Annotated in this window: 24 protein-coding genes and 4 pseudogenes; 18 read left to right on the forward strand and 10 right to left on the reverse strand. The window is 68.8% G+C overall.

Going from position 1 to position 23,030, the window contains the following annotated elements:
- Positions 1-245: 245 nt before the first annotated feature.
- Positions 246-1,157, reverse strand: a complete 912-nt coding sequence (locus tag OG798_RS45650) for a LysR family transcriptional regulator (RefSeq protein WP_328759004.1) — start codon at positions 1,155-1,157, stop codon at positions 246-248.
- 208 nt (positions 1,158-1,365) lie between these two features.
- Between OG798_RS45650 and OG798_RS45655 the strand changes: the two genes are divergently transcribed.
- From OG798_RS45655 to OG798_RS45695, 9 genes and pseudogenes are all read left to right on the forward strand, one after another.
- The gene (locus OG798_RS45655; protein ID WP_328759005.1) at positions 1,366-1,770 is read left to right on the forward strand and encodes an SDR family NAD(P)-dependent oxidoreductase; all 405 of its coding nucleotides are present in this window, start codon (positions 1,366-1,368) and stop codon (positions 1,768-1,770) included.
- A gap of 102 nt (positions 1,771-1,872) precedes the next feature.
- Entirely contained in the window at positions 1,873-2,700 is an 828-nt protein-coding gene (locus OG798_RS45660) for an HARBI1 family protein (RefSeq protein ID WP_328756145.1), read from the forward strand.
- A gap of 29 nt (positions 2,701-2,729) precedes the next feature.
- Positions 2,730-3,113 (forward strand): annotated as a pseudogene (locus OG798_RS45665) (SDR family NAD(P)-dependent oxidoreductase); the annotation flags it as partial.
- A 246-nt stretch (positions 3,114-3,359) separates the two neighbouring features.
- Positions 3,360-3,983 (forward strand): NADPH-dependent F420 reductase, encoded by a 624-nt coding sequence (locus OG798_RS45670; protein WP_121414085.1) that lies wholly within the window; start codon positions 3,360-3,362, stop codon positions 3,981-3,983.
- 49 nt (positions 3,984-4,032) lie between these two features.
- Positions 4,033-4,248, forward strand: a complete 216-nt coding sequence (locus OG798_RS45675) for an NAD(P)-binding domain-containing protein (RefSeq protein ID WP_306458578.1) — start codon at positions 4,033-4,035, stop codon at positions 4,246-4,248.
- A gap of 57 nt (positions 4,249-4,305) precedes the next feature.
- Complete coding sequence (locus OG798_RS45680) at positions 4,306-4,440, forward strand: hypothetical protein (protein WP_328759006.1); 135 nt, start codon at positions 4,306-4,308, stop codon at positions 4,438-4,440.
- Positions 4,441-4,605: 165 nt separating this feature from the next.
- Positions 4,606-5,541, forward strand: a complete 936-nt coding sequence (locus OG798_RS45685) for an SDR family oxidoreductase (protein WP_121414084.1) — start codon at positions 4,606-4,608, stop codon at positions 5,539-5,541.
- A gap of 81 nt (positions 5,542-5,622) precedes the next feature.
- Positions 5,623-6,282 carry an NADPH-dependent F420 reductase gene (locus tag OG798_RS45690; RefSeq protein ID WP_328760163.1) on the forward strand — a complete coding sequence of 220 codons (660 nt, stop codon included), beginning with the start codon at positions 5,623-5,625 and terminating at the stop codon, positions 6,280-6,282.
- A gap of 511 nt (positions 6,283-6,793) precedes the next feature.
- A complete protein-coding gene (locus OG798_RS45695) occupies positions 6,794-8,179 on the forward strand; it encodes an ankyrin repeat domain-containing protein (protein WP_328759007.1) in 1,386 nt (461 codons plus the stop codon).
- Here OG798_RS45695 and OG798_RS45700 read toward each other — a convergent pair.
- Positions 8,176-8,364 (reverse strand): annotated as a pseudogene (locus OG798_RS45700) (IS5/IS1182 family transposase); the annotation flags it as partial. The gene OG798_RS45695 and the pseudogene OG798_RS45700 sit on opposite strands and share 4 nt — an antisense overlap.
- Positions 8,365-8,375: 11 nt before the next feature.
- Here OG798_RS45700 and OG798_RS45705 point away from each other — a divergent pair.
- Positions 8,376-8,625 (forward strand): annotated as a pseudogene (locus OG798_RS45705) (MFS transporter); the annotation flags it as partial.
- Between the two features lie 23 nt (positions 8,626-8,648).
- Here OG798_RS45705 and OG798_RS45710 read toward each other — a convergent pair.
- Entirely contained in the window at positions 8,649-10,997 is a 2,349-nt protein-coding gene (locus OG798_RS45710; RefSeq protein ID WP_328759008.1) for a GH92 family glycosyl hydrolase, read from the reverse strand.
- A 628-nt stretch (positions 10,998-11,625) separates the two neighbouring features.
- Here OG798_RS45710 and OG798_RS45715 point away from each other — a divergent pair.
- The 3 genes from OG798_RS45715 to OG798_RS45725 are packed head-to-tail and all read left to right on the forward strand — an operon-like array spanning position 11,626 to position 14,209.
- On the forward strand, positions 11,626-12,258 hold the full coding sequence (locus OG798_RS45715; protein WP_328759009.1) for an aldehyde dehydrogenase family protein: 633 nt from the start codon (positions 11,626-11,628) through the stop codon (positions 12,256-12,258).
- A gap of 47 nt (positions 12,259-12,305) precedes the next feature.
- Positions 12,306-13,178 (forward strand): sugar phosphate isomerase/epimerase family protein, encoded by an 873-nt coding sequence (locus tag OG798_RS45720; protein ID WP_443054094.1) that lies wholly within the window; start codon positions 12,306-12,308, stop codon positions 13,176-13,178.
- A gap of 11 nt (positions 13,179-13,189) precedes the next feature.
- Positions 13,190-14,209 carry a Gfo/Idh/MocA family protein gene (locus tag OG798_RS45725; RefSeq protein WP_328759011.1) on the forward strand — a complete coding sequence of 340 codons (1,020 nt, stop codon included), beginning with the start codon at positions 13,190-13,192 and terminating at the stop codon, positions 14,207-14,209.
- Between the two features lie 63 nt (positions 14,210-14,272).
- On the opposite strand, the gene OG798_RS45730 is transcribed toward OG798_RS45725, so the two are convergent.
- From OG798_RS45730 to OG798_RS45740, 3 genes are all read right to left on the reverse strand, one after another.
- Positions 14,273-15,292, reverse strand: a complete 1,020-nt coding sequence (locus tag OG798_RS45730; protein WP_328759012.1) for a Gfo/Idh/MocA family protein — start codon at positions 15,290-15,292, stop codon at positions 14,273-14,275.
- A complete protein-coding gene (locus tag OG798_RS45735; protein ID WP_179856957.1) occupies positions 15,292-15,438 on the reverse strand; it encodes a hypothetical protein in 147 nt (48 codons plus the stop codon). The genes OG798_RS45730 and OG798_RS45735 overlap by 1 nt, the downstream gene beginning before the upstream one ends.
- Before the next feature lie 92 nt (positions 15,439-15,530).
- On the reverse strand, positions 15,531-16,709 hold the full coding sequence (locus tag OG798_RS45740) for a phytanoyl-CoA dioxygenase family protein (RefSeq protein ID WP_328759013.1): 1,179 nt from the start codon (positions 16,707-16,709) through the stop codon (positions 15,531-15,533).
- Positions 16,710-16,817: 108 nt separating this feature from the next.
- Between OG798_RS45740 and OG798_RS45745 the strand changes: the two genes are divergently transcribed.
- Both OG798_RS45745 and OG798_RS45750 read left to right on the forward strand, forming a co-directional pair.
- On the forward strand, positions 16,818-17,864 hold the full coding sequence (locus OG798_RS45745) for a LacI family DNA-binding transcriptional regulator (protein ID WP_095851070.1): 1,047 nt from the start codon (positions 16,818-16,820) through the stop codon (positions 17,862-17,864).
- Positions 17,865-17,905: 41 nt separating this feature from the next.
- Positions 17,906-18,664: a PIG-L family deacetylase gene (locus tag OG798_RS45750; protein ID WP_121418178.1), complete on the forward strand. Its 759-nt coding sequence runs from the start codon at positions 17,906-17,908 to the stop codon at positions 18,662-18,664.
- Positions 18,665-19,227: 563 nt separating this feature from the next.
- Here the strand turns inward: OG798_RS45750 and OG798_RS45755 are convergent.
- Positions 19,228-19,848, reverse strand: coding sequence for a transposase (locus OG798_RS45755; protein WP_328759015.1), 621 nt, complete (start codon positions 19,846-19,848; stop codon positions 19,228-19,230).
- A 306-nt stretch (positions 19,849-20,154) separates the two neighbouring features.
- On the opposite strand from OG798_RS45755, the pseudogene OG798_RS45760 reads away from it, so the two are divergent.
- A pseudogene (locus tag OG798_RS45760) lies at positions 20,155-20,385 on the forward strand (IS110 family transposase); the annotation flags it as partial.
- Positions 20,386-20,399: 14 nt separating this feature from the next.
- Positions 20,400-20,465 carry a multicopper oxidase domain-containing protein gene (locus tag OG798_RS56760; protein ID WP_121418177.1) on the forward strand — a complete coding sequence of 22 codons (66 nt, stop codon included), beginning with the start codon at positions 20,400-20,402 and terminating at the stop codon, positions 20,463-20,465.
- Between the two features lie 24 nt (positions 20,466-20,489).
- On the opposite strand, the gene OG798_RS45765 is transcribed toward OG798_RS56760, so the two are convergent.
- The 3 genes from OG798_RS45765 to OG798_RS45775 form a co-directional block, all read right to left on the reverse strand.
- Complete coding sequence (locus OG798_RS45765; protein ID WP_328759016.1) at positions 20,490-21,296, reverse strand: thioesterase family protein; 807 nt, start codon at positions 21,294-21,296, stop codon at positions 20,490-20,492.
- Between the two features lie 70 nt (positions 21,297-21,366).
- Positions 21,367-21,693 carry a branched-chain amino acid transporter permease gene (locus OG798_RS45770; protein WP_121414075.1) on the reverse strand — a complete coding sequence of 109 codons (327 nt, stop codon included), beginning with the start codon at positions 21,691-21,693 and terminating at the stop codon, positions 21,367-21,369.
- Entirely contained in the window at positions 21,686-22,453 is a 768-nt protein-coding gene (locus tag OG798_RS45775; RefSeq protein WP_328759017.1) for an AzlC family ABC transporter permease, read from the reverse strand. Before OG798_RS45775 ends, OG798_RS45770 begins: the two co-directional genes overlap by 8 nt.
- Positions 22,454-22,609: 156 nt before the next feature.
- Between OG798_RS45775 and OG798_RS45780 the strand changes: the two genes are divergently transcribed.
- A complete protein-coding gene (locus tag OG798_RS45780) occupies positions 22,610-22,969 on the forward strand; it encodes an Lrp/AsnC family transcriptional regulator (RefSeq protein ID WP_328759018.1) in 360 nt (119 codons plus the stop codon).
- Positions 22,970-23,030 lie beyond the last annotated feature (61 nt).

Below are 23,030 nucleotides of genomic sequence, written 5' to 3' on the forward strand. Positions count from 1 at the left end.
GTCCCGCCCGGCCGCCCCCGGACTGGCGACGGCCACCGCCGGGAGTGGAAGTGTCTCGCCCGAATTGATCGACAGTGCCTTTGACGAATTCAACGAGATCTTGATTTTCATCATTCCAGAAGCGGCCGCGCGACGATATTGATTCTCACTGTGCGCCAACCTCGCCTCCGTCCCCGAGCTCAATGCCTTCGCAATTGCTGCGGGTGTGTGCACCCTGCTGGCGCTGTTGTTGTCAGGCGGACCGCTCAACCGAGCTTTGAAACGGCATCGCTTCCAAGCTGCCACATTTCATAGTTTCCACATTCTGCCGTGATCTCGGCCGTCGCCTGAGCGGCGGTGATGAAGTCATCGACCACTGGCGAGGTGTGCGATGCCGCCACCGCGAGGCACACCTGGTCGGGCGCCAGATCCGGGATGGGCACATAGATGATGTTCGGATGTGAGTAGAACACGGTCGCCGAACGGGCCAGGAACGAGATGCCCCGGCCGGCCGCGACATGCTCGAGCGTTTCGTCCACCCCGCGCACCAGGTACCCGGCGTTAGGGTGCGGGCGCCTGGTGGGCTGCGTGCTCGGGTCGGCATGCCAGAGCAGCGGTTCGCCGGCCAGGTCTGCCTCGGCGACCTCCTCCTTGCCGGCCAACCGGTGGCTGGCGGGCAGCACCGCCACCCGCGGCTCGGTGTACAGCGGGGTGACGCGCAGGCCGGCCTCGTCGATGGGCAGCCGCACATAGCCGACGTCGATGCGGCCGTCGAGCAGCATCGGGGCCTGGTCGTCCCCTTCGATCCGCTGCACGTCCACGACCACGTCCGGGTGCTGGGCCTCGAACGTCCGCGCCGCCGGGATGACCGGGATGCCGGCCCGGAAACCGACCATCAGCCGCCGTCTGCCGCGGGCGGCCACGGACACCCTGCGGCGGACCGCGTGCGCGGAGGCGAGCAGCGGACCGGCGTCGGCCAGCAATTGTCGGCCCGCGTCGGTCAGCGCTACGCCGTGGCGATCCCTGGTGAACAGCGAGGCGCCGAGATCCTGCTCGAGCGCGCGGATCTGCCGGCTGAGCACCGGCTGCGCGATATGTAGCTCATCGGCGGCACGGCCGAAGTGCAACCGGTCGGCCACGGCGGCGAAGTAGCGCAATTTGCGCAGGTCCAGATCCATGGCGCCTCCCAGTCCGGTGATGCCTTCAGGGTATCACCACGGTCAAAAGAAGTCTTGGACACCCACTCAGGCCAATGGCAACCTGAACAGGTGCCTATTGGGGCCGAAGCGAATTCGGCACAAGAATTCGACATCGGAACTTGATAGCAGGGTCCAGGCCCAGAATGAGCACACTGTTTCGGATACCCGTCAATTCAACGGAGTGATCGTGGGAAAGCTCGATGGCAAGGTAGCGGTGATCACCGGTGGATCCACCGGCATGGCACTGGCCGGCGCCAAACTGTTCGTCGAGGAAGGAGCGCACGTCTTCATTCAGGCCCGGCGGCAGGAAGCACTGGACGACGCCGTCAAGCTGATCGGCCGCAACGTCACCGCCGTCCAGGGTGACGCGGCCGAACTGGACGACCTGGACCGCTTGTACGACACCGTCAAGCGGGAAAAGGGCTCGATCGACGTGCTGTGGGCCAGCGCCGGGATGGGCGAACCCGCCGTCCTCGGCGAGATCACCGAGGAACAGTTCCACCGCGCCTTCTGGCTCAACGCGCGCGGCACCCTGTTCACCGTGCAGAAGGCACTGAAGTCTTCTCGGCAACGTGACGGTTGCGGTGTGTGATGATGCCGGACGGCGGGATGGTGACTCGGCGTCAGACATGAGTGAAGCCCCTGGTAGGAACGAGTCTGCGAAGATCACGTTCCGTACAACCAGAGGCTCCACGTGGCGTCCAGTATCACCTACACCGCCGTGCTCGATGTCCGCAGGGCGACCGCCGAGCATCTCGCGAAGCTGCTGCGCGGGCACCGCGAGCAGCTCGGGACCCGCAAGGGCACTCGCGCGCTGGGCGTCTTCAAACAGGCGGTGTTCGTGCTGCGCTGGTTCGTCGACGGTACCCGGCTGGCCCAACTCGCCCGGGACAACGGCATCTCGGTACCGACCGCCTACCGCTACCTGCACGAAGGGCTGACGGTGCTCGCCAACCACGCTCCCGATCTGTCCACCGCGCTGGAGAGGGCGGCGGCGGCCGGGTACACCCACCTCAACCTGGACGGCACGGTCATCCGCACCGACCGTGTGGCCGCCGCCGGCCCCAACGGCGCGGACCTGTGGTGGTCGGGGAAGCACAAGCACCACGGAGGAAACGTGCAGGTCATCGCCACCCCGGACGGCTGGCCCCTCTGGGTCTCCCCGGTCCGCCCGGGCCGCGAGCACGACACCACCTGCGCACGGGCCCACGGGCTGGTCGACGCCCTGAACCGGCTCGCCGCCATCCTGGGCGTCCCTACCCTGACCGACCTCGGCTACGAGAACGCCGGGCCCGGCTTCCGCCACCCGGTCAAGAAGCCCAAGGGCGGTGAACTCGCCGACCCCGACCTGGCGTTCAACGCCGTGATCCGAGGCGTCCACGCTGTCGCCGAACGTGCCAACGCCCTGCTGAAGGTCACTTTCAAGGCCCTGCGCAGGGTCAGCCTCGACCCCTCGGCCATCACCCGCATCGCCCGAGCCGCCCTCGTCCTGCTCCAGCTCGAGCACGGCCGCACCGCCTGAACGAAGATCACAAAACGTCACGAGACGTTACCGAGAAGAGTTCACTGCCGCTGATCAACGACAACGGCTCGATCTTCATGACCGGATCCAACGCCTCCCTCGGTGCCTTCCCCGGCTGGAGCCTCTACGCGGGAAGTAAAGCCGTCCAGCAGGCCTGGGCCCGCGTCTGGCTCAACGAACTGCGCGACCGCAAGATCCGGGTCAACGTCCTGACCCCCGGCCAGGTCGCCACCGCCAAGCAGGAAGAACTGTTCGACGAGGAGACCATGGCCGCATTCGAGTCCCTCATCCCCCGCGGAAAGATGGGCCGCCCCGAAGAAATCGCCACCGTCGCCCTGTTCCTCGCCTCCGACGACTCCAGCTACGTCAACGGCCTGGAACTGGTCACCGACGGTGGCACCACCGCCATCTGAACCACACACCAGGAATGCCGTTGGCACACCCCACAACAACCCAGTCGCCACAACGAACTGATCCCGAACGCGGACATCCGCAACACGCCAAAGTGTTGCGCGGGCGCTGAATTCGCGTGCTGACGAGCCGGATGTGCCGGGAAGAGCACGGCAGTTGACCCGGAAACGTCGCGGCCGACGCCCTGCGCCTGACCCGGCACGAACGAGACAGAGCGACACCTTGAGAACAGGAAGAGAGCACACCTCATGAGCAGCATCACCCTCATCGGTACGGGGAACATGGCCCGTACCATCGGCACGCTCGCGGTGGCAGGCGGCAACACCGTCGAGGTCATGGGACGCGATCAGTCCAAGGCCGATGACCTGGCCAAGGCTCTGGGCGGCGACGCGACGACGGGCAAGTGGGGCGCCGTCCCGGCCGGGGACATCGTCATCACGGCCCTGTTGTACGACGGTGTCGTTCCGGTCGTTGCCGAGTACGGAGACGCCCTCGCGGGCAAGGTCGTCGTCGACATCAGCAACCCCTTCAACGCCACGTTCGACGGACTGGCCCACAGCGAGGAGACCTCGATAGCGCAGGAAGTCGCCAAGGTGGCCCCGGCCAGCGCCAGCGTGGTGAAGGCGTTCAACACCATCTTCCGCAATGTCCTGGAGAAGGGCCGGCCCAACGTCTTCATCGCTGGCGACAATGCGCAGGCCAAGGCTGGCGTGGCGGCATTCATCGAGAGCCTCGGGCTGCGCCCGCTGGACGTCGGCGGCCTGAAAATGGCGCACTGGCTGGAAGGAGTGGGCCTGGTCACGGTGGGCCTCGCCGGCCACGGGGTTGGCCACGGGGACTTCGCCCTCGGCGTCAACGAATTTACCGGCTGAGCCCCCGGGGGCCGAGCAGTCGGCGAGCAGGGCGCCGTGCGCCCTGACAATGGTTGACCCGGCAGGGGACATCGCTGTCCTCGCCGTGCCGTACGCCGGCGCGACGGCGGTGGTGCGCGAGTACGGGGACGCACTGCAGGGCAAGGTCATCATCGACATCACCAACCCCGTCTCCCCCGATTTCCAGGGCTTTGTCACCCCCGACGGCAGTTCCGGCGCGCAGGAGATCGCCAAGGCCGCCCCCGCCGGCGCGCATGTCGTCTAGGCGTTCAACACCCTGTTCTCCCATGTTCTGGCGGCCGGCCCAGCCGAGGGTCGCCTATTGGAGGCGTTCATCGCCGGCGACGACACGCAGGCAAAGACAGGCGTGTCGGCGTTCATCGAGAGCCTGGGACCGCGGCCGATGGACACCGGGAAGCTGGCTATGGCGCGGACACCGGAGAACGTCGCCCTGTAGCAGCTGGGCCTTTTGCCCACTCCGTCAACACACCGACTTCTTCCTCGGCGTCAGCATTCTCGGCTGAGCGCACCCGCACCACCACTTCTCGCGCCACATCACGACAGTGGATCTGCGGCACGGGGAGAAGCAGCCCCTCCACCTACTCTCACCAGGAGCAGTCGCATGCGCGTTTTCGTCACTGGCGGGACCGGCCATTCCGGTTCGTACATCATCCCCGAGCTCATCGCCGCCGGACATGAGGTCACCGGCCTGGCCCGGTCGGACACGGCCGCGGCGGCGGTGTCCGCGCTCGGAGCGAAGGTGCGTCGCGGCGACCTCGAGGATCTCGACGGGCTCAAGGAGGCGGCCGCGGACTCCGACGGCGTCATCCACGTCGCGCACAGGCAGGACCTGCTTCCCTCCGGCGGGATCGACGCCGTGGCCGCCGCGGAGCTCCCGATCATGCTCGCGTACGGCGAGGCGCTGGCGGGAACCGGAAAGCCGCTTGTCGCGGCGGGGAGCATAGGCTCGCCAGGGAACCTGGGCCGGCCGGCCACCGAGGAGGACCCGGCACTTCCCGGCGGCGATGAGTACAAGGGCACCCTGCGGGTTCGCAACGTCGTAGAAACCGCCGTGATCGGCCTCGCCGAGAGGGGAGTGCGGTCTTCGGTCGTGCGGATTGCCAACATCGCGCACAGTACGACCGATCGTGCCGGCTTCCTCGTGCAGCTGATCGCGCTCGCGAAGGAGAAGGGTTTCGTCGGCTACCCCGGAGACGGCGCGAACCTGTGGAACGCCGTGCACGTCCGCGATGTCGCCTCCTTGTTCCGCTTGGCGCTGGAGAAGGGGCCGGCCGGCAAATACTGGCACGCGGTTGGAGACGGGGCGATCCCGCTCCGCGAGATCGCCGAGGCCATTGGCCGCCGTCTGGGCCTGCCCGCCGTGAGCGTTCCCGCGGACGTACTGATGGTGCCGGGATACTTCGGGTTCCTCGCGAACATAGTCACGCAGAACTACCCGGCGTCCAACCTCATCACCCGCCGGACCCTCGGCTGGGAACCCGCTCAGCCCGGCTTGCTCGCCGATTTGGACAACGGCCATTACTTCTCCGCCGGCTGACGGCAGGGACCCGAATCGCAACGGGTCCGGCAAATGACAAGGGTTCGGCTCTTCTGGAGGGACGCCGAGGATATGACGACTGTGGGATTCATCGGAAGCGGATACATCGGCGGTACCATCGCGCGGCTCGCCGTCGAGGCCGGGCATCAAGTCGTGCTCAGTAACTCGCGCGGTCCCGAAACGCTCGCGGACACGGCCGCGGAACTGGGGCCCCGGGCGTCCGCGGCGACGGGCGGGGAGGCCGCGGCGGCCGGTGACATCGTCGTGGTCACGGTGCCGGTCAAGGCCTTCCCCCACTTGCCCGCCGCGCCACTGGCCGACAAGACGGTCATCGACACGTGCAACTACGGCCCCGGGCGCGACGGGCATTTCCCCGAGCTCGACAGCGAGTTGCTCACCTCGAGCGAGCTGCTTCTGCGGTATATCCCGGACGCCATGCTCGTGAAAGCGTTCAACACCATCTTTTTCAAGCACCTGCTGTCACTCGCCCGGCCGGCGGGGGCGGCCGACCGCTCGTACCTGCCGATCGCCGGGGACTCCGCGTTGGCGAAGGCGGCAGTGACCGAATTCATCGAATCCATCGGGTACGGCGTGGTGGACGCGGGACCGCTGGCCGACAGCTGGCGGCAGGCGACGGGCACGCCGGTATGGGGGACCCCGTACGGGCCGTTCTCGAACGAGAAGGGCCAGCCGGCTGGCGAGAACGCCATCCGCGCGGCACTGGCCACCGCAACGCGGTAACCGCAAGTTGGCGTGGACCGCGGTACAGCCCGACCGTGTCATGGCCCCGTCCGGGTAGGTGCCGGGCGGGGCCATGACGCAGAACTCGTTGCCGTCCGGATCCGCCAGGCCGGTGCGGACATGGCTGACCTGCTGCGCGGGCAGTCGCCCGCGGCTCCACCCGCTTGAACCGGCCCGCGATCCCGGCCATGGCCTGATCGAACATTGAACGCCAACAGGCGGCGTCTATGCTGTTGTCCGCGATCACAACACGATCTTCAGGAGTCCACACAGCCGTTGATGATCACGCGGTGACCGCTCCAGGTCCAGCGGGTGTGACAGGCTGCCTTAGCCAGTGGGTTCCGCACAGGACGAGGCTCGGGATCGACCGCCGATCGTCAGCGGCCCGACGCCCGGATGTTCAGTCCCTGGCTCGGCCCCGGGGGCGGTGTGACGGACTTGGCCGGCGACGTTTCTCCCGGCCTGCGGCTGCTTGTAGGGCCGGTGATCGAGTGCAACAAGGGGGCGGGGCATGGGCGAGGACCCACTCATTACGGCGGTGCGGAGCGGGGACGAGGACGCGGTCAGACTGCTGCTGGAGGACGGGGCGGATCCCGACGCCGTCGACGAGCAGGGCAGCCCCGCACTCTGCCTGGCCATCTCGGCATTCAACTCGACGATCGCCGGCTACCTGGTGGAAGGCGGCGCGGATCCGGACCGCCAACTGTCCGACGGGACCACACCCCGACTGCGGGCCGTCGACAGCGGCTCCATCGGTCTCGCCCACTGCCTGCTCGGTGAAGCGGCCCAGCTCAGTGAGGCCACCCGCGTGGAACTGCTGGCACGCGCCCGGCAGTGGCATGAGGTGGGCCCGGTCGCCATGCTGCGGGAGCGAACCAGCGCCTCGGACCCGGTCGAGCGGGTCCGGATCCGGGACAGGGAATGGTCCGCCGATTACCACGAGCTCCGGCTCGGCGGAATGACCGTCCGCGACGGCCACACAGGGATCCTCACCCTCCTCGAGGAACACTTCGGACTCCACCCGGGCATTGACGAGTTGGCCGCCCGCGCGTGCGCACTTGAGTACCCCGACTGGGAGCACGCCGCCTGGTGGGAGATCACCAGAACTCTTGCCCAGAGGCAGGACAATGAGACCTGGGAGGGTGCGACGGCACTGCGGGCTCACCCTGATCCCCTGCACCGCCGCTTCGGCGCGGAGGTCCTGATCTCCCTCAACCTCGGGGATCCCATGTCGGACGCTCCGAGCCCGTTCGAACAGCGCACGCTCGAGTTCCTCCTCGGCTGGGCGGCGGAGGAGGAACACCCGGACGTCCTGGCCGAGACCCTGTCCGGCCTTGGCCAGCATGAGGATCCGAGGATCGAACCACTGGGGCTTTCCTTCCTCGCCCACTCCGCCCCGCAGGTACGTGCGCGGGTTGCCTCGACCCTGAGAATCGTCGACTCGGAAAGGTCCGGGCGGCAGACGTTCACCTCCGAGGGGCTGAACGCCCTCCTCGCACTGGCTCAGGACACCGACGCGTCCGTCCGCAAGGTCGCCGCCTATCGGCTCGCGCACAGCCTGAATCCGGAACCCGCCGTCGGGGACATTCTGGCCGGCCTGCTCGACGACGATGACCAGCCGACCCGCATCTGGGCCGTCCATGGGCTGGCCGAGCGGGACGATCCGCGCTGCGTCGACGGCGCCGGCAGGGTGGGGCCCGTCGACGAGTACGAGGCCTGGTCCTGGATCCTTGGCGCGCCCGCACGGTACGAGCAGCGCCAGAAGGAACAGGACGCGCCAGCCGCCCGCACCGACTGCGAGTCCACGATCGCGGCCGTCGGGTCCGCCAAGCGGCCCTCCTTCTCCCGGACCTTGTCGCGCAGCCGGTCGTGTGGAGCTCGGCGCGCAGCCCCGTGACGGTAGACGGTGGCGATCCCAGCGCCGAACCCGGCCGTGAGTCGGGCGTAGGTATGCCCGCACCGCGGGTGAGCCAACACCAGCAGGGCCTCCCGGCCCGCTGTCAGCCGGCGCCAGCGCGTGTTCCGCTCTCGACGCCGAGCCGTCAACAGGCCGGAGAGGTACTGCAGGGTCGTGCTGGACAGATCGACCGAGCTTGGTGACGCCTCTCATCGGGGAATGGCCGGGGATCCTCGGTACCGTCCAGCGCTGCCCGGATGATCACCGTCGCCCTGCTGGTGGCCGCGGTCTGCGTGCGCGCGTCAGGTTGGCCCGGAGACCTGGTCGGTAAACGGCGCATGCGGCTCATCCGCTGTGTCCCGCTGGTGCTGGGTTCAGTGGTGTGCGTCCTTGCCTCGTCCGTTGTCGCGATGATCAGTGGTCGTGGATTGCAAGGCTTGGGCGTTCGACGTACCGCCCGATGACCGCCTCACCGCGTAGGCCCCAGGGCGGGCGGGGCCGCGTCGGCGGACGTCCCCCAGCCGGACGGTTCGGCGCCGACTGTGAAGGAGAGCGACCGCAGGCCTCGGAGCGACTCGGTCGTCAGGTACGTACGGCCGTAGGAGGAACCGTCGACCCTCGCCGACTGGATGTACCGGTCACGGTCGGAGGTGCCCGTGGCCGTTATGGTCAGGGCGCCGCGCGGGTAGTAGCGCCGGTCGAGCGTCAGATCGACCCGTTCGAAGACGGGCGTCGACAGGCCCCAGGTGTCGTAGCCGGGCTGTACCGGGAAGATCCCGATGGACGAGAGCACGTTCCAGGCGGACATCGTGCCGAGGTCGTCGTTGCCGGTCATGCCGGTCGGCGTGTCCGTGAACAAGGTCAGCGCGGCGTGCACCACATCGGTCGTCTTCCACGGCTGACCGGTCGACAGATACGTGTACGGGGCGATCAGGTCGGGCTCGTTCTGCGGGTTGTACTTGTCCGCGTTGTAGTAGTCGTACGGGCCGTTGACCCATACCTCTCGTGCGGTCTTCGCCGGGTCCTTCAGAAGCTGCTCGTACGCGAAGAACGAGTCGAGCCGGTCGTTGGCCGTCTGCTTGCCGCCGATCAGGTCGACCATGCCCGGCAGGTCCTGCGGCACGAGCCACTGGTACTGCCAGGACGTGCCCTCGTGAAAGCCCTCGCTCAGGGCAGGGTCCGCCGGTCCGGTGAAGGTGCCGGAGGCATCCCGCGCGCGGAAGAAGCCGGTCGAACCGTCGTAGATCTTCCGGTAGTTCTGGGACCGTGCGGCATAGCGTGCGGCGTCCGCGTCGTGGCCCAGATCCCGTGCCATCGCGCCGAGCATGGCGTCCGACAGGGCGTACTCCAGGGTCGCGGAGGCTCCGTGGTCGTAGTCCGAGTCGCCCGGCTTCGCGTGTGGGCGGTCCTTGACGTAAGGCGCGAAGCCGTTCGCGATGTACTCCTTGTTGGCTTCGCGGCCCACCGCGGGCGAATCGGCGGGCGGCACCCCGTCGGCATTCTTCTTCAGGGCGCGGTAGGCCCGTTCCTCGTATCCCTTGAGCAGGCCCTGCTGGTAGGCGTTGGTCAGGAACGGGGTGACCGGGTCGCCGGTCATGATGTTCGTCTCGACCGTGCCGTAGCCCCACTTGGGCAGCCAGCCGCTGTCTTCGTCGATCTTGATGACGGAGATCGCCATGTCCCTGGCCTCACGCGGCGCGAGCAGGGAGAGGAGCTGCGACTGGGTGCGGTAGGTGTCCCACAGCGACCAGTTCTGGTAGTAGGTGAAGCCCTGTGCGCGGTGGACCCGCTGGTCCCAGCCGGTGTAGCGACCGTCGGCGTCGCTGCCGATGTTGGGCGCGAGGAAGGACCGGTAGAGGGATGAGTAGAACGTGCGGCGCAGGTTGTCACCGCCGCCCTGGGCGCGTACGTCGTCGAGCCGGTCCTCCCACGTGCGGTGCGCCTGCCTCCGGATGGCGTCGAACGAACGGCCTCCCTCGGAGCGGAGGTTGAGGGCGGCGCCGCGGGCGTCCACGTACGAGAGCGCGGTGGTCGCCTCGACCGTCCGGTCCTTGGTCGTGTCGAAGCGGACGAAGGCGCCGTTGCGTCCCGCGCTCACGGATTCCTTGGAACCCTCGGTGACGGTATCGCCGTTCCAGGTGCCCGAAGTGGTGAACGGGCGGTCGAAGCGGGTGACCGTGTAGACGGCGTACGGCTTGGTGTCCTGGCAGAAGCCGCTGCCGGTGATGGCGGTGCGCACCGTGCGGTTGTCGAGGATCTCGACCTTGGTGGAGATCGTCCTGTGCAGCGACTGCCCCGCGTTGAGCAGGACGTTGGCCTTGTCCGTGGCCGGGAAGGTGTAGCGCTGCACCCCGGTCCTGGCGGTCGCGGTCAGCTCGGCCTCGATGCCGGTCTTCAGGTCGACCCGGTACGAGCCGGGGCTCGCCCGCTCGCTGTCGTGGCTGAACTCCGCCTCGTACTTGGCGTAGTCCGTCTCGGTGACGTCACCCGTGGTCGGCAGCACGGGCAGGTCGCCGCCCAGGCCGCAGCCGACGCCCGAGAGGTGGACGAGGGAGAAGCCGCGGATGTGATTCTGGGAGTAGTCGTAGCCGGTGTTGTGGCCGGTGTCCGGCGAGAACTGCACCATGCCGAAGGGCACCGCCGCGCCGGGGTAGGTGTTGCCTTCGTTCTCCGTTCCGATGAACGGGTTGACCAGATCGGTGAGCGGGGCGCTCGGCGGGACGGCCGCCCGAGCCGCCGGAACCGCGAGGGAGCCGCCGAGGAGGATGGTGGTCGCCACCACCATCCCCGCATCGCGTAGTCGTTGAGTCCATCCCATGGGCGGGAATGCCTCCTCGAAGCCTAGACAACGTTGTCAAGCGCGGAGCGCGCTCATTCTTCGTCGTGTACACGTAATCGTCAAGTACTTCGAGTGGGCGAGCAGTTCAGCGGACCACGAACCCGCAGTCTTCCGCGACCGATCACGCGAGCCGGTCGACGGTGCGTTCGTACAACGTGGGCCGGCCGTTCCCAGCAGGGCATCGAAGAGGGCCGCAAGGGCCCCCTGCCCGCTCCCGAACTCCCGCCGGTACCGCTGAAGCCGGGCGGCACCGGTGATGGAAAGAAGATGCGCCCAATGATGGGATAATGATGGATTCTGCCCCTTCAGTAATGCCCTGCGCTCCACCTACCGTTGCGGCCATGTGACGGCCTGGCCGTTGGCTGACCAACCTTGACGGCTTCTGGAGGGAGAAGGCGATGGCGCCTGTGGAACCACTCATCGGAAGCCGGTGGCAGGCGTTCGACGGCTCGACGGTCGGTACCTTCGGGGTGGCCGGCCCCGAGGACGTCGAGGTGGCCCTCGCGGCGGCGGAGTTCGCCGACCAGCGAGCCGCCAAGATCGCGCGGACCATCAGCGCGGAGTCGCGGCCTTCGAGGGCACCCAACTCTACGGCGAGACCCTGCCGTTGGACGCCAACCGCGGCACCGGCCGGGACGAGGTGGGCTTCACGCTGCGCCGGCCGTGCGGTGTCGTGGTGGCCATCACGCCGTTCAATCACCCCGCGCTGCTCGTGCTGCACAAACTGGCGCCCGCACTCGCGGCGGGCAACGCGGTCGTCCTCGAGCCGGCCACCTCCACACCGCTGACCGCGCTGGAGCTCGCCGAGTGCTTCGTGGACGCCGGGCTTCCCGAAGGCGTGCTCTCGGTGCTGGTCGGCTCCGGCGCGGTGCTGGGCGACGCCCTCGTGACCGACCTCCGCGTGCGGGAGATCTCCTTCACCGGCGCCACCGCGACCGGCGAACACCTCGCACACGTCGCCGGGGTGAAGAAGCTCTCCCTCGAACGGGGAGCCTTCTGCCCCTTCGTCGTCCTGCCCGACGCCGATCTCGAACTGGTCGCGGGCGCCCACGACGGCCGGGGTCACCACGGTCCCGTCGCGCTCGCCGCCGGTCAGGACGCGCGCCCCGTCCGCACCGGCCTGCGCGATGGCCCGCTCACCTTCGTCGACGCCGCCCGCGGTGTCGCGGACGTCCTCGCGGGCCGCTCGCCGGCCGCGATCGCCAACCCCGACTGGAACGACCGAAAGGCCACGGCATGACCACCTCATCCACGAACTCGCCCTTGACCTCGCCTTTGAACTCACCCTTGAACAGGATCGCCGGCGCGCCCATCTCCTGGGGCGTGTGCGAAGTCCCCGGCTGGGGCTACCAGTTGACGCCCGAACGGGTGCTGAACGAGATGCGAGAAGTCGGCTTGGCCGCCACCGAGATCGGCCCCGAAGGCTTCCTGCCCGGCGAGCCGGACGCCATGGCCCGGGTTCTCGCCCACCATGACCTCCACGCGGTCGGCGGCTTCACCCCGCTGCTGCTGCATGTGCCGGGACACGACCCGCTGCCCGAGGTGGAACAGCTCCTGGAGAGCTACGCCGCCTCGAAGGCGGAGGTCCTCGTCCTGTCGGCCGTCACCGGCCAGGACGGCTACGACTCCCGCCCCGAACTCGACGCCGACGGCTGGAAGCTGCTGCTGTCCAACCTCGACCGGCTCGCCTCGCTGGCCGCCGAACGCGGCGTACGCGCCGTCCTGCACCCGCACGTCGGCACGATGATCGAGAACGGCGACGAGGTCCGACGCGTCCTGGAACACTCGGCGGTCTCGCTCTGCCTCGACACCGGGCACCTGCTCATCGGCGGCACCGACCCCGCAGAGCTCACCCGCCAGGCGCCCGAGCGCATCGCCCACACCCACATGAAGGATGTGGACGCCTCCCTCGCCGCCAAGGTCCGGTCCGGACAGCTCGGTTACAGCGAGGCCGTGCGCAAGGGCATGTATCGCCCGCTGGGTGCGGGGGACGTGGACGTCCAGGCCATCGTCACCCACCTCGGCGCGCGCGGCTACGACGGCTGGTACGTCCTGGAACAGGACACCATCCTGACCGAGGAGCCCAAGGGAAAGGGGCCGGTCGAGGATGTGTGGGCCAGCGCCGAGCATCTGCGCACGGTGCTGCGCGCTGTCGAGTAGACATCACGAACATGTCACCTCGGCGAGCACTGGGTGTTGCCGTCGTCGGCACCGGCAAGATGGGCGCGGATCATGTGCGCAGACTCCACGACGTCGTCAGCGGGGCACGCGTGACAGCCGTCGTCGACATCGAGGCGGAACGGGCGAAGACGCTCGCGGACGCCATCGAGAGCTGCACGGCGTACACCGAACCGGCGGCGGCCATGGCAGCGCAGGACGTGGACGCCGTCCTCATCGCTTCCCCGGGAGCCGCCCACGAGGCGGCCCTGCTCGAGGCCCTCGGCCGTGACCTGCCGGTGCTGTGCGAGAAGCCGCTCACCCCCGACGCGGCTTCCGCCCTGCGCGTCCTGGCGGCGGAGCAGCGGCTCGGGCACCGGCGTATCCAAGTGGGCTTCATGCGGCGGTGCGACACCGAATACGTGAAGCTGAAACGGCTCCTCGACGGCGGGGAGCTGGGCAGGGCACTGATGCTGCACCATCGGCACCGGAACCTGTCCATGCCGCCGTGGTTCACCAACGAGATGCTCATCAACGACTCGGTGGTGCACGAGATGGACGTGACCCGCTGGCTCCTCGACCAGGAGATCACGGCGGTCACCGTGCACAAGCCGGCCCCGACGTCGCACGCTCCTGCTGGAATGAACGACCCCCAATTCGTCCTCCTCGAAACCGAGTTGGGCGCGCTGGTCGACGTCGAGATCTTCGGTCACTGCGGCTACGGCTACCAGGTGCAGGCCGAAGCGGTCTGCGAGCGGGGCACCGTACGCATCGGTGACGAGCACGGGCCGAGGCTGAGCTCCGACGGCCGCTGGGGCGGACGCATCACACCGGACTACGTCGAGCGCTTCGAGGACGCGTACGACCGTGAGGTCCAGGGCTGGGTGGACGCGACCCGACGTGGCGAGATCACGGGCCCCAGCGTCTGGGACGGCTACGCGGCCGCAGCCGTGTGCGAGGCGGGCGTGCTCTCCCAGCGGGAGGGGCGACGTGTGGAGGTCGAGCTGATCGAGCGGCCTGCCTTCTACCGGTAGGCCGCACACGGAACGGGACAGGGCGGTACCGGACCGGTACCGCCCTCTCCCGTTCGCTCTTCGTCATGCCGCGGCCGGTAGGACCGTACGCGGCCGTACCGGGAACCCTGCCGCCCGGTAGGAGTCGTCGATGAGCCGCATCGTGGTCAGCGCGTCGTCGGCGTCGAGCGTCAGCGGCGTCCCGCGCCGCAGATGGGCGGCGAAGGCCTCGAGTTGGTAGGTGTACGAGGACCGGCGGCCGAGTTCCTCGGTGCGCTCACCGGCGGCCGTACGGACGACGACCCGGTCGTCCAGATGCGGCTGTACGAAGTTCACCGCCGTGGCTTCGCCGCGCGAGCCCACGACGCGGCAGCTCATCTGCCATGTGTCGTGGGCCATGTGGCAGCGGGCGCTGCCCGTGGCGCCGCCCGGGAACTCCAGATCGACGTCCAGCCACTCGTCGACTCCCGCCGCCTGACCCTTCTCACCGCCGCGCGCGGCGACCAGCCGGGGCGCCCCACCCGCCCACGGCACGAGCATGCGCTGGGCGTGCAGGCTGTAGCACCCGAGGTCCATCAACGCACCGCCCGCCAACGGGAGTTGCCACCGTACGTCGTCGTCAGGCGGCGCGGGCATGGCGACCATGGTCTCCACGTGCCGGAGGTCGCCCAACTCCCCGCTGTCCAGCAGCTCGTGCAGGCGCCGGGTGACCGGGTAGAACAGGTAGTGGAAGCCCTCCATGAACACCGTGCCCGCCTTGGCGACGGCCTCGTGGACCTGGGCCGCCTCCTCCGTGTTGCTCGCGGACGGCTTCTCGGTGAGGACGTGCTTGCCGGCCTGGAGCGCGGCCAGGTTCCACGGCCCGTGCAGACTGTTGGCCAACGGGTTGTAGACGACCTCGATCTCCGGGTCGGCGACGAGCTCGGCGTAGGAGTCCGCCACCCGCTCCACGCCGTGCGTGGCAGCGAAGGCCTCGGCACGGTCGCGGTCGCGGGCGGCCACCGCGACCAGGCGGTGGCCGGTCGTCCGGGCCGGTCCCACGATCGACAGCTCGGCGATCCGGGCCGCGCCCAGGACTCCGATCCGCAGGGGTTCGTCCGTCATCACTTGCGCACCTCGTCGAGTCGTACGGGTCGGTGTTCGTGGAGCCACCGGGTCGGTGAAACCAGGGAGTCCACCCCGTCCAGCCCGGCGAGGGTCTCCGCATGGAAGGCGCCGATGCGGCCCAGCCCCATGATTCCTATGCGCACGAGGTTCGTGCTCCTTCTGCCCGGGGGCGGCTCAGCCCTTGCTCCCGAGGACCACCTTGTCCTCGGGAAGTCCCATGAGTGCCGTGTCGCTCTCAGCTCTGGCGGCGCTTGGTGGCCGCCTGCAGTTCCTGGCGCAGCCGCTCGGGGTCCCAGTCCTCGGCGACGGCCCGCCGGAGGGTGTCCGCCTGGGACGGCGGGGCGAGACCGTCCACCGGCGGGTCGAGGTCGAGGTTGGTGGGGAAGGGGTAGCCCTCGGCGGTGGCCGCGATCACGCGGCGCAGCCAGTCCTCCGAGACGCCCTCGGACTTACGGCGCAGCAGCACCGGGAACAGCGCGTTCGCCATCGCCTCGCGGTCCACCGACTCCATGGCGCGGCCGAAGGCGGAGGAGATCTGCAACAGATTGGCCATGCGCCTGATGTCCGCCGAACGGTTGTGCCCGGCGGCGTGGAAGAGTGCCGGGTTGAAGAAGACCGCGTCGCCCTTCTCCAGGGGGAGTTGGACGTGATGGGCGTCGAAGTACTCGACGAACCGCGGGAGTCGCCAGGCGAGATAGCCGGGCTCGAATTTCTGCGAGTGCGGCAGGTAGAGGGTCGGGCCGGACTCGACGGGCATGGCGCAGTGGGCCACCGCGCCCTGCAGGGTCAGCACCGGCGAGAGCCGGTGGACGTGCGCCGGGTATGTCGCGGCGCGCTCCTGGGAGAGGAAGCCGAGGTGGTAGTCGCGGTGGACGTTCTGCGCCACTCCGCCCGGGTTGACCACGTTGACCTGTGAGGTGACCTGGTAGGCGGGGCCGAGCCAGGCCTCGGCGATCAGCTCCAGCATGTCGTTGGCGTAGTAGTCGGCGAACACCTCGGGCGCCCGTACGGCCACCTTGTCCAGGGCGTTCCAGACGCGGTCGTTCGCGCCGGGCTTGGCGAAGTGGTCGCCGCGGGCCGTGCCGCTCGCGCGCTCCTCCTCGATCAGCGCGCGGAAGGCCTCGGACGCCGCGTCCACCACGGCCGCGTCCGGGAAGGCGCCCTTGAGGACCACGATGCCCGGCCCGTCCGACAGAGCCCGGACCAACTCGTCCTGCACGCTCCGGCGGCCCTCCGGGGAGATCGCCAGAGAGCGGAGCCGATCGCTGTCGTACAGCGGGACGTTCTGTTCGACCCGCTCGGCCGAGGGGTGGTCGGCGGGGTCGGTGCGCTGCTCCACGAGCGAGCGGAACACCTCGAGATCGCAGTCCGCCTCGGTCAGCCAAGTCCGCGCTCCTGCGGCTGTGGGAGACATCCGGGTCCTTTCGCAGTCCGTGCATTTCTGCCAGTCTTGAGAACCTCAACCCATCATTCAATGCTTGTCGATACATCAAAAGTGCATCATCGGCTCTGGGGATCAGTCATGCGACACCGCTACCCGATCAGGGAAATCGCCCGGCAGGCCGGACTGAGTACGGCCACGGTCGACCGCGTCCTCAACGAGCGGGGCAACGTGACGGAGAGCACCGTCAGGGAGGTGCACGAAGCCATCAAGGACCTGGACCGCCAGCAGAGCCAGGTCCGGCTCGGTGGCCGCACCTTCATGATCGACATCGTGATGCAGACTCCGGAGCGGTTCTCCACCGCGGTACGGGACGCACTCGAAGCCGAACTGCCCTCCCTGCATCCCGCTCTCGTACGTTCGCGCTTCCACTTCCGCGAGACCTGCCCTCCCGCCGAACTGATCGCCACCCTGGACAAGATCGCGAAGCGCGGTACGCAGGGCGTGATCCTCAAGGCCCCCGACGAGCCGGAGATCGCGGCCGCGGTCGGTCGGCTGGTCGCGGCCGGCATCCCCGTCGTCACCCTGGTGACCGACCTGCCCCACAGCGCACGCCTGGCGTACGTCGGCATCGACAACCGGGCGGCCGGGGCCACCGCCGCCTACCTCCTCGGACAGTGGCTGGGCAAGCGGCCCGGCAACGTGCTCACCACCATCAGCCGGGGCTCCTTCCGGGGCGAGGAGGAACGCGAGATGGGCTTCCGCAGCGCGATGCGCCTCGCCGACCCCAGACGATCCCTGGTGGAGGTCACCGACAGCGACGGCCTGGACGCCACCCAGCACGATCTCGTCCTGGAGGCACTGAAGCGGGACGAGGACATCATCGCCGTCTACTCCGCGGGCGGGGGAAACCTCGCCACCCTCGACGCCTTCGACGCGCTCGGGCGGGCATGCGAGGCGTTCATCGCCCACGACCTCGACCACGACAACACCCGCCTGCTGCGCGAGCGTCGCCTGTCCGCGGTCCTCCACCATGACCTGCGCCAGGACATGCGCCGCGCCTGTCAGATCATCATGCGCGCCCACAAGGCACTCCCCGACGACGGACCGTCGCTGCCCTCGGCCATCCAGGTGGTCACGCCGTTCAACATGCCACCGGGTGCTCCGTCCATGCCGGTCGCCGACTGAAACCGAAAGGCTCGATCCCGGAAGGTGGTCTGTCCGTGCCCGTGTCCGTGCCGAGCCTGCTCGCGGTTTTCGCGCACCCGGACGACGAGTCACTGTCGGCCGGCGGGGTGCTCGCCTGTCACGCAGCTGCGGGTGCGCGCACCGCGGTTGTCACGGCGACCTGGGCCGCGGACACCCCGCGGGCCGCGGAGTTGGCCGAGGCGCTGCGGATCCTCGGCGCCGGCAAACCGCGGATGCTCGGCTACGCCGATGCGCGTGTACCGCAGTCGGCCCCGGGCTGTGTGCGGTTCTGCGATGCGCCGCTCGACGAGGCGGTGCGGCGGTTGGTGACGCACATCCGCGCATTCCGCCCGGACATCATGGTCACCCATGACGCCTACGGCGGGCTGCCCGGTCACCCGGACCACGTCCACACCCATCGGGTGACCGTGCTCGCCGCCCAAGCGGCAGGGCTTGGGCAGCTCTACCCCGATGCCGGTGCCCCCTGGCAGCCGCGTGCCCTCTACCTGGCCACGCACCCGCACTCGGCCGTGCCGGCGCTGAGAGACGTGATCGGTGCGCGCAAGACGGTGTACAGCGTTCCGGACGAACAGGTCACCGCGACTGTCGATGTCGGCCCCTGGATGGAACGGAAGATCGCCGCCGTACTGGCGCACCGCTCCGAGGTCGAGCGGGGAGCTCTGCCTGGGGTGATCGCCGGTCTCTCGCCGGAGGCACGGGAGCGGCTGTTCGCCACCGAGTGGTACATCCGCCACGTCCCCATGACCGCGGCCCCGGCCCAGAGGGAACTGACCGCCTGACCCTGCGGCCCTGAGTCGAGTCGAAGTGCGATCGCTCGGGTCAGAAGGGCCGTGAGGCGGGGCCCGTCGGCCCGGAGCGTTGGGGAACGGGCTCGCTCATCAAGGTGATGCCCGCCCCGCTCCTCGGGGTCATGACCGATTTCACCTGATTTACCGATGCATGATGGCGGCTCACGGCCGCCCGTTTTCCCTATGTGCAGTGCATGGGAGTTCAGCTTGTCCGCATATGCCCGTCGCACCCGGACCGTCATCGGATCCGCACTTGCCGCACTCGCACTGGCTGCGGGGTGTGAAGGACCGACGGAACGGGTCTCTGCAGGTGACGGAAGTCATCGCAGGGGCCCGTTTCTCGTTGTGTCCGGGTTTTTGAGGGATCCCACGGCCTGGGACGGACGCAGGAGACCCCGCCGGCCAGCTATCTCACGGACGGGGTCTACGGCATTTCTGCAAGTGATGTCGTGCTGTTATACAAGGGCTTGCCCGGCTAGGGTCTGAACGGAAAATCTCCCCGCACCAGGGCAGGCTGCGCCCGTCGTTGGCCAGGGGTTGGACGGGGTTGCTGGTCAGGCTGCCGGCGTGAGGGTGACGTCGTGGCCGAGGGCTTTGAGCTGACGGACCAGGTCGCGGGTTCGACGGGTGGGGTCGACGAGGTGCTGGTGGTAGTCGGAGCCGAGGTCGGTGTACGGAGTCTCGGGTTCGTTGAGCAGGTGCCAGACGACGACCAGGAGTGAATGGCCGATGGCGACCAGGGCTCTCTTGCGGCCGCGGCGCTTGACGATGCGCTTGTAGCGGGCGCCGAGGAAGGTGTTGGACCGGGAGGCGGACAGCGCAGCCTCACCGATGGCACCCTTGATCCACGGGTTGCCCTTGCCCGTGGGGCCGGACGTGTTCTTGCCTCCCGACTGCATGGTCCGTGGCGCGAACTTCGCCCACGAGACGAGATGGTCGGCGGTGGGGAAGACAGTCATGTCCGGGCCGAGTTCGGCGAGCAGTATCTGGGCGGTCCGCACCCCGACGCCCGGGATGGTGACCAGCTTCGCCACCAGGTCCGCCCCGGCACCGGGCCGGCTGCCACCGCTCGGATCTGGGCACGGCAGTTCCTCGACGGCCTGGGTGGTCCGCACGGTCAGTGCGTCGATCTGGCCGCTGAGGAAGTCGATGCTGTCCAGTAACGTCCGGCACAAGAACGCATGGTGGTCCTCGAACTGGCCGGTGAGGGCTTCGGCCAGGGCCGCCTTCTTGACCCCATGCAGCCGCGGGCCATCTCGGCGAGCGCCCGTGGGTCTCGTTCACCGGCGATCAGGGCCTCGATCATCGAGCGGCCGGAGACGCCGAAGATGTCGGTGGCGACCGAGGACAACCGATTGGCCGCCCGGCACCCCATGACGACTCGGCCGCCAATTGGGATGTGCGAGCAAGATCGCTGTGTAGGGACGCGTCGACGAAGTCGTCTGTGGACAACCAGGTACGCGACGATTTCCGGAGGCGCAATGAGCCGGATTTGGGCCGGATTGGATGCCGGCAAGACCCATCACCACTGTGTCGTCATCGACGCCGAGGGCACCAAGATGCTGTCCCGTCGAGTCAGCAACCACGGGCAAGAGCTGCTCTACATCCCGGGTCGCACCGTGAACCGCGCAGCCGGTGCTCACCGCGGTGAAGGCAAGACCGATGTGTGCGACGCCGCGATCATCGCGGACCAGGCGCGCATGCGGCGTGACCGGGCAAGACGGTCCTGCACTGCCACGTCCTCAACCACGAGGACGCGGGGATGATGGCGGTACTCCAGATCGACAAGTGACCCCGCCGCAGGTGTCGTCCGTGCTCACCGGCCCGGTACGGGGCGGACGGTGAGGATCTGTTGCGCGTGTCCGACCGGGCCGTTGAGGTCGTGCAGGACGGTGCTGGTGAGGCCCTGGCCGGTGGGGCCGAACGTGACCGTGGTGTCCAGGCCGGTCCAGGGGCCCTCGGGCCGGCGGTGGAGGTGGACCGTCAGGTCGACGTTGGGGTACATCCAGACGGTGGGCGGCTGTCGTACGGCGATGCCGTTGGCGGTGTCGACGAGGGTGAGGTAGGACGCGAGCGTGCTGCTGGGCTCGTCGGCGACCAGGGCGTGGCGGGTGGAGATCCAGGCGGTCGTACGGCCCGCCTGGGGTGGTGCGAGCGGGCGGACGTCCAGGGAGGCGATGTATCCGCCCGGCCACACCGAGGCCATCGGCCACGGGGTGAGCGCCTGGGGTGGGGTCAGCCGGTCGTCGGGGCCGCCGGCGACGGCGGAGGTGTCGACGGTGGCGAGGAGCCAGGCACGGGCACGGACCACGGGCCGGTCGGCGATGAGCACGACGGCTTCGAGCAACTCGATGGTGCGGCCCGGGCGGATGGTCTCCACCCGGATCTCGCACTCGTCGAGGGCGGGGCGGCCCAGGATGTCGTAGCTGATCCGGGCCAGGACCAGACCGGTGTCCGGTCGGCCGGCCAGATGACGGTCGATGGCATGGACGACGAGGCCGCCGAGCGGGCTGAAGTGCTGTTCGTCGGGGTCCCAGGCTCCGCCCGCGTGGGCGGTCGGCTTGTAACGGTGCTCGTCGATGCGCTCGTAGTAGCTGTCGGGGACCGGGGCGCCGGTGTTCAACGGACGTTTCTCCTCGGGAGGTTCGCGGGGCTGTTCAAACTGCTGTTCAAACTGCTGATCACAGGGGTGATCACAGAGTATTGAGCAGGACGACGTAGACGGCGGTGCCGATACCCACGCTCAGGATCGTGCGGCGGCCGAAGGCCAGGTGGACACCGATGGTGACGGCGACCGCGAGCAGTGCGTACCCCGTTCCGTGCGGGTCCCGCGTGATCGTGCCGTGCAGGGCCGTCACGGCGAGGATCGCGAGGATGCCGACCGGCATCCACACGGACAGTTGCCGCACCAGCGCCGAGCCGCGCAGGGTGCGCAGGACCGCGAACGGCAGGGCGCGCAGGGCGAAGGTGAGAACGAAGACGATCGCCAGGACGGTGACGAGATACGAGGTGCTAGGCATCGATGGTCTCCTGGGCGGGTCGGCGCGTGGTGAGCGTGTGGCGCACCAGGAGCAGGCCGACGAACATCAGCAGCGCGGTGAACAGGGCGTGACCCGGGGTCAGTACGAGCGCGAGCGCGGCGCCGGCGCCGGCGAGCAGGACGGAGGGGAGTTCGCTGCGGGAGCGGAACGCGTCCAGGGTGAGCACGGTGAACAGGGCGCACAGGGCGAACTCCAGGCCCTTGATCGGCGCGGGCAGCGCGGCGCCGAGAGCGACCCCGACCAGACCGCCGCCGACCCAGTAGGTCTCGCAGGCGATCTGCATCGCCAGCAGCCGGGGCGCCGAGCGTTCCGCCTCGGGCAGGGAGGCGTTGACGGCGTAGGCCTCGTCGATCATGGCGTAGACGGCGTAGGCCTTCGCGACGGGGTGCTTGACCAGGTGGAGGGGGAAGGAGAAGGCGTAGAAGACGTGCCGGAAGTTGACCACGAGGACGGTCAGCGCGACCGCGGCCAGGGGGGTGACGGTGGCCATCATGCCGACCAGCAGCAGCTCCAGGGAGCCGGCGAACGCGGCCAGGGACAGCGCGGGGGCGAGCCACCAGGGCAGGCCGGCCTGCATGATCAGCAGGCCGAGAGCGATACCCAGGGGGAAGATCCCGAAGCCTGCGGAGAAGGAGTCGCGGACTCCCAGGGTGATCTGCCGGCGCCGCTCGGCGGGAGCCCGGGCCGCGGCCGGGGCGGCTTCCGGTGTGGCCGCGCGGGACGGAACGTCGTGGTGCATGTGTTTATCGTCCCGAAAAACGCGCGCCATGTGGTTTCGAAGATTGCGCACCCGGCGGTCTGGCGTGCAATCTTCTGACGTGGATGCGATCGATCTGGCAATTATTGCCGAGCTGGAGCGGGCGGGCGGCTGACCAACGTCGAGCTGGCGCAGCGGGTGGGGCTCACGACAGGGCCCTGCCTGCGGCGCGTGCAGCGGCTGGAGGCCGACGGTGTCATCCGCGGTTACCGGGCCGTCATCGACCCCGTTGCCGTGGGTCGCTCCTTCGAGGTGCTCATCGACCTCAGTCTCGAAGCCCAGGACGCGGAGACGGTCGAGCGCTTCGAGCAGACCATGGCGCAGGCCGAGGAGGTCATCGAGCTGAGGAGACTGTTCGGCAGCCCGGACTACTTCGTGCGCGTGGCGGTCGCGGACCTGTCCGCCTACGAGGCCTTCCTCAGCGGGCACGTGATGACCATCCCGCGGATCAAGAACGTCACCTCACACTTCACGATGAAGGTGGTGAAGACGGCCTGATGACCGGCCGTCCCGTCGGCCGTGCCGTCGGCCGTCCCGCTGGGCGTCCCGCGATGGTGGC

This window comes from Streptomyces sp. NBC_00271 (assembly GCF_036178845.1).
Lineage (GTDB): Bacteria > Actinomycetota > Actinomycetes > Streptomycetales > Streptomycetaceae > Streptomyces.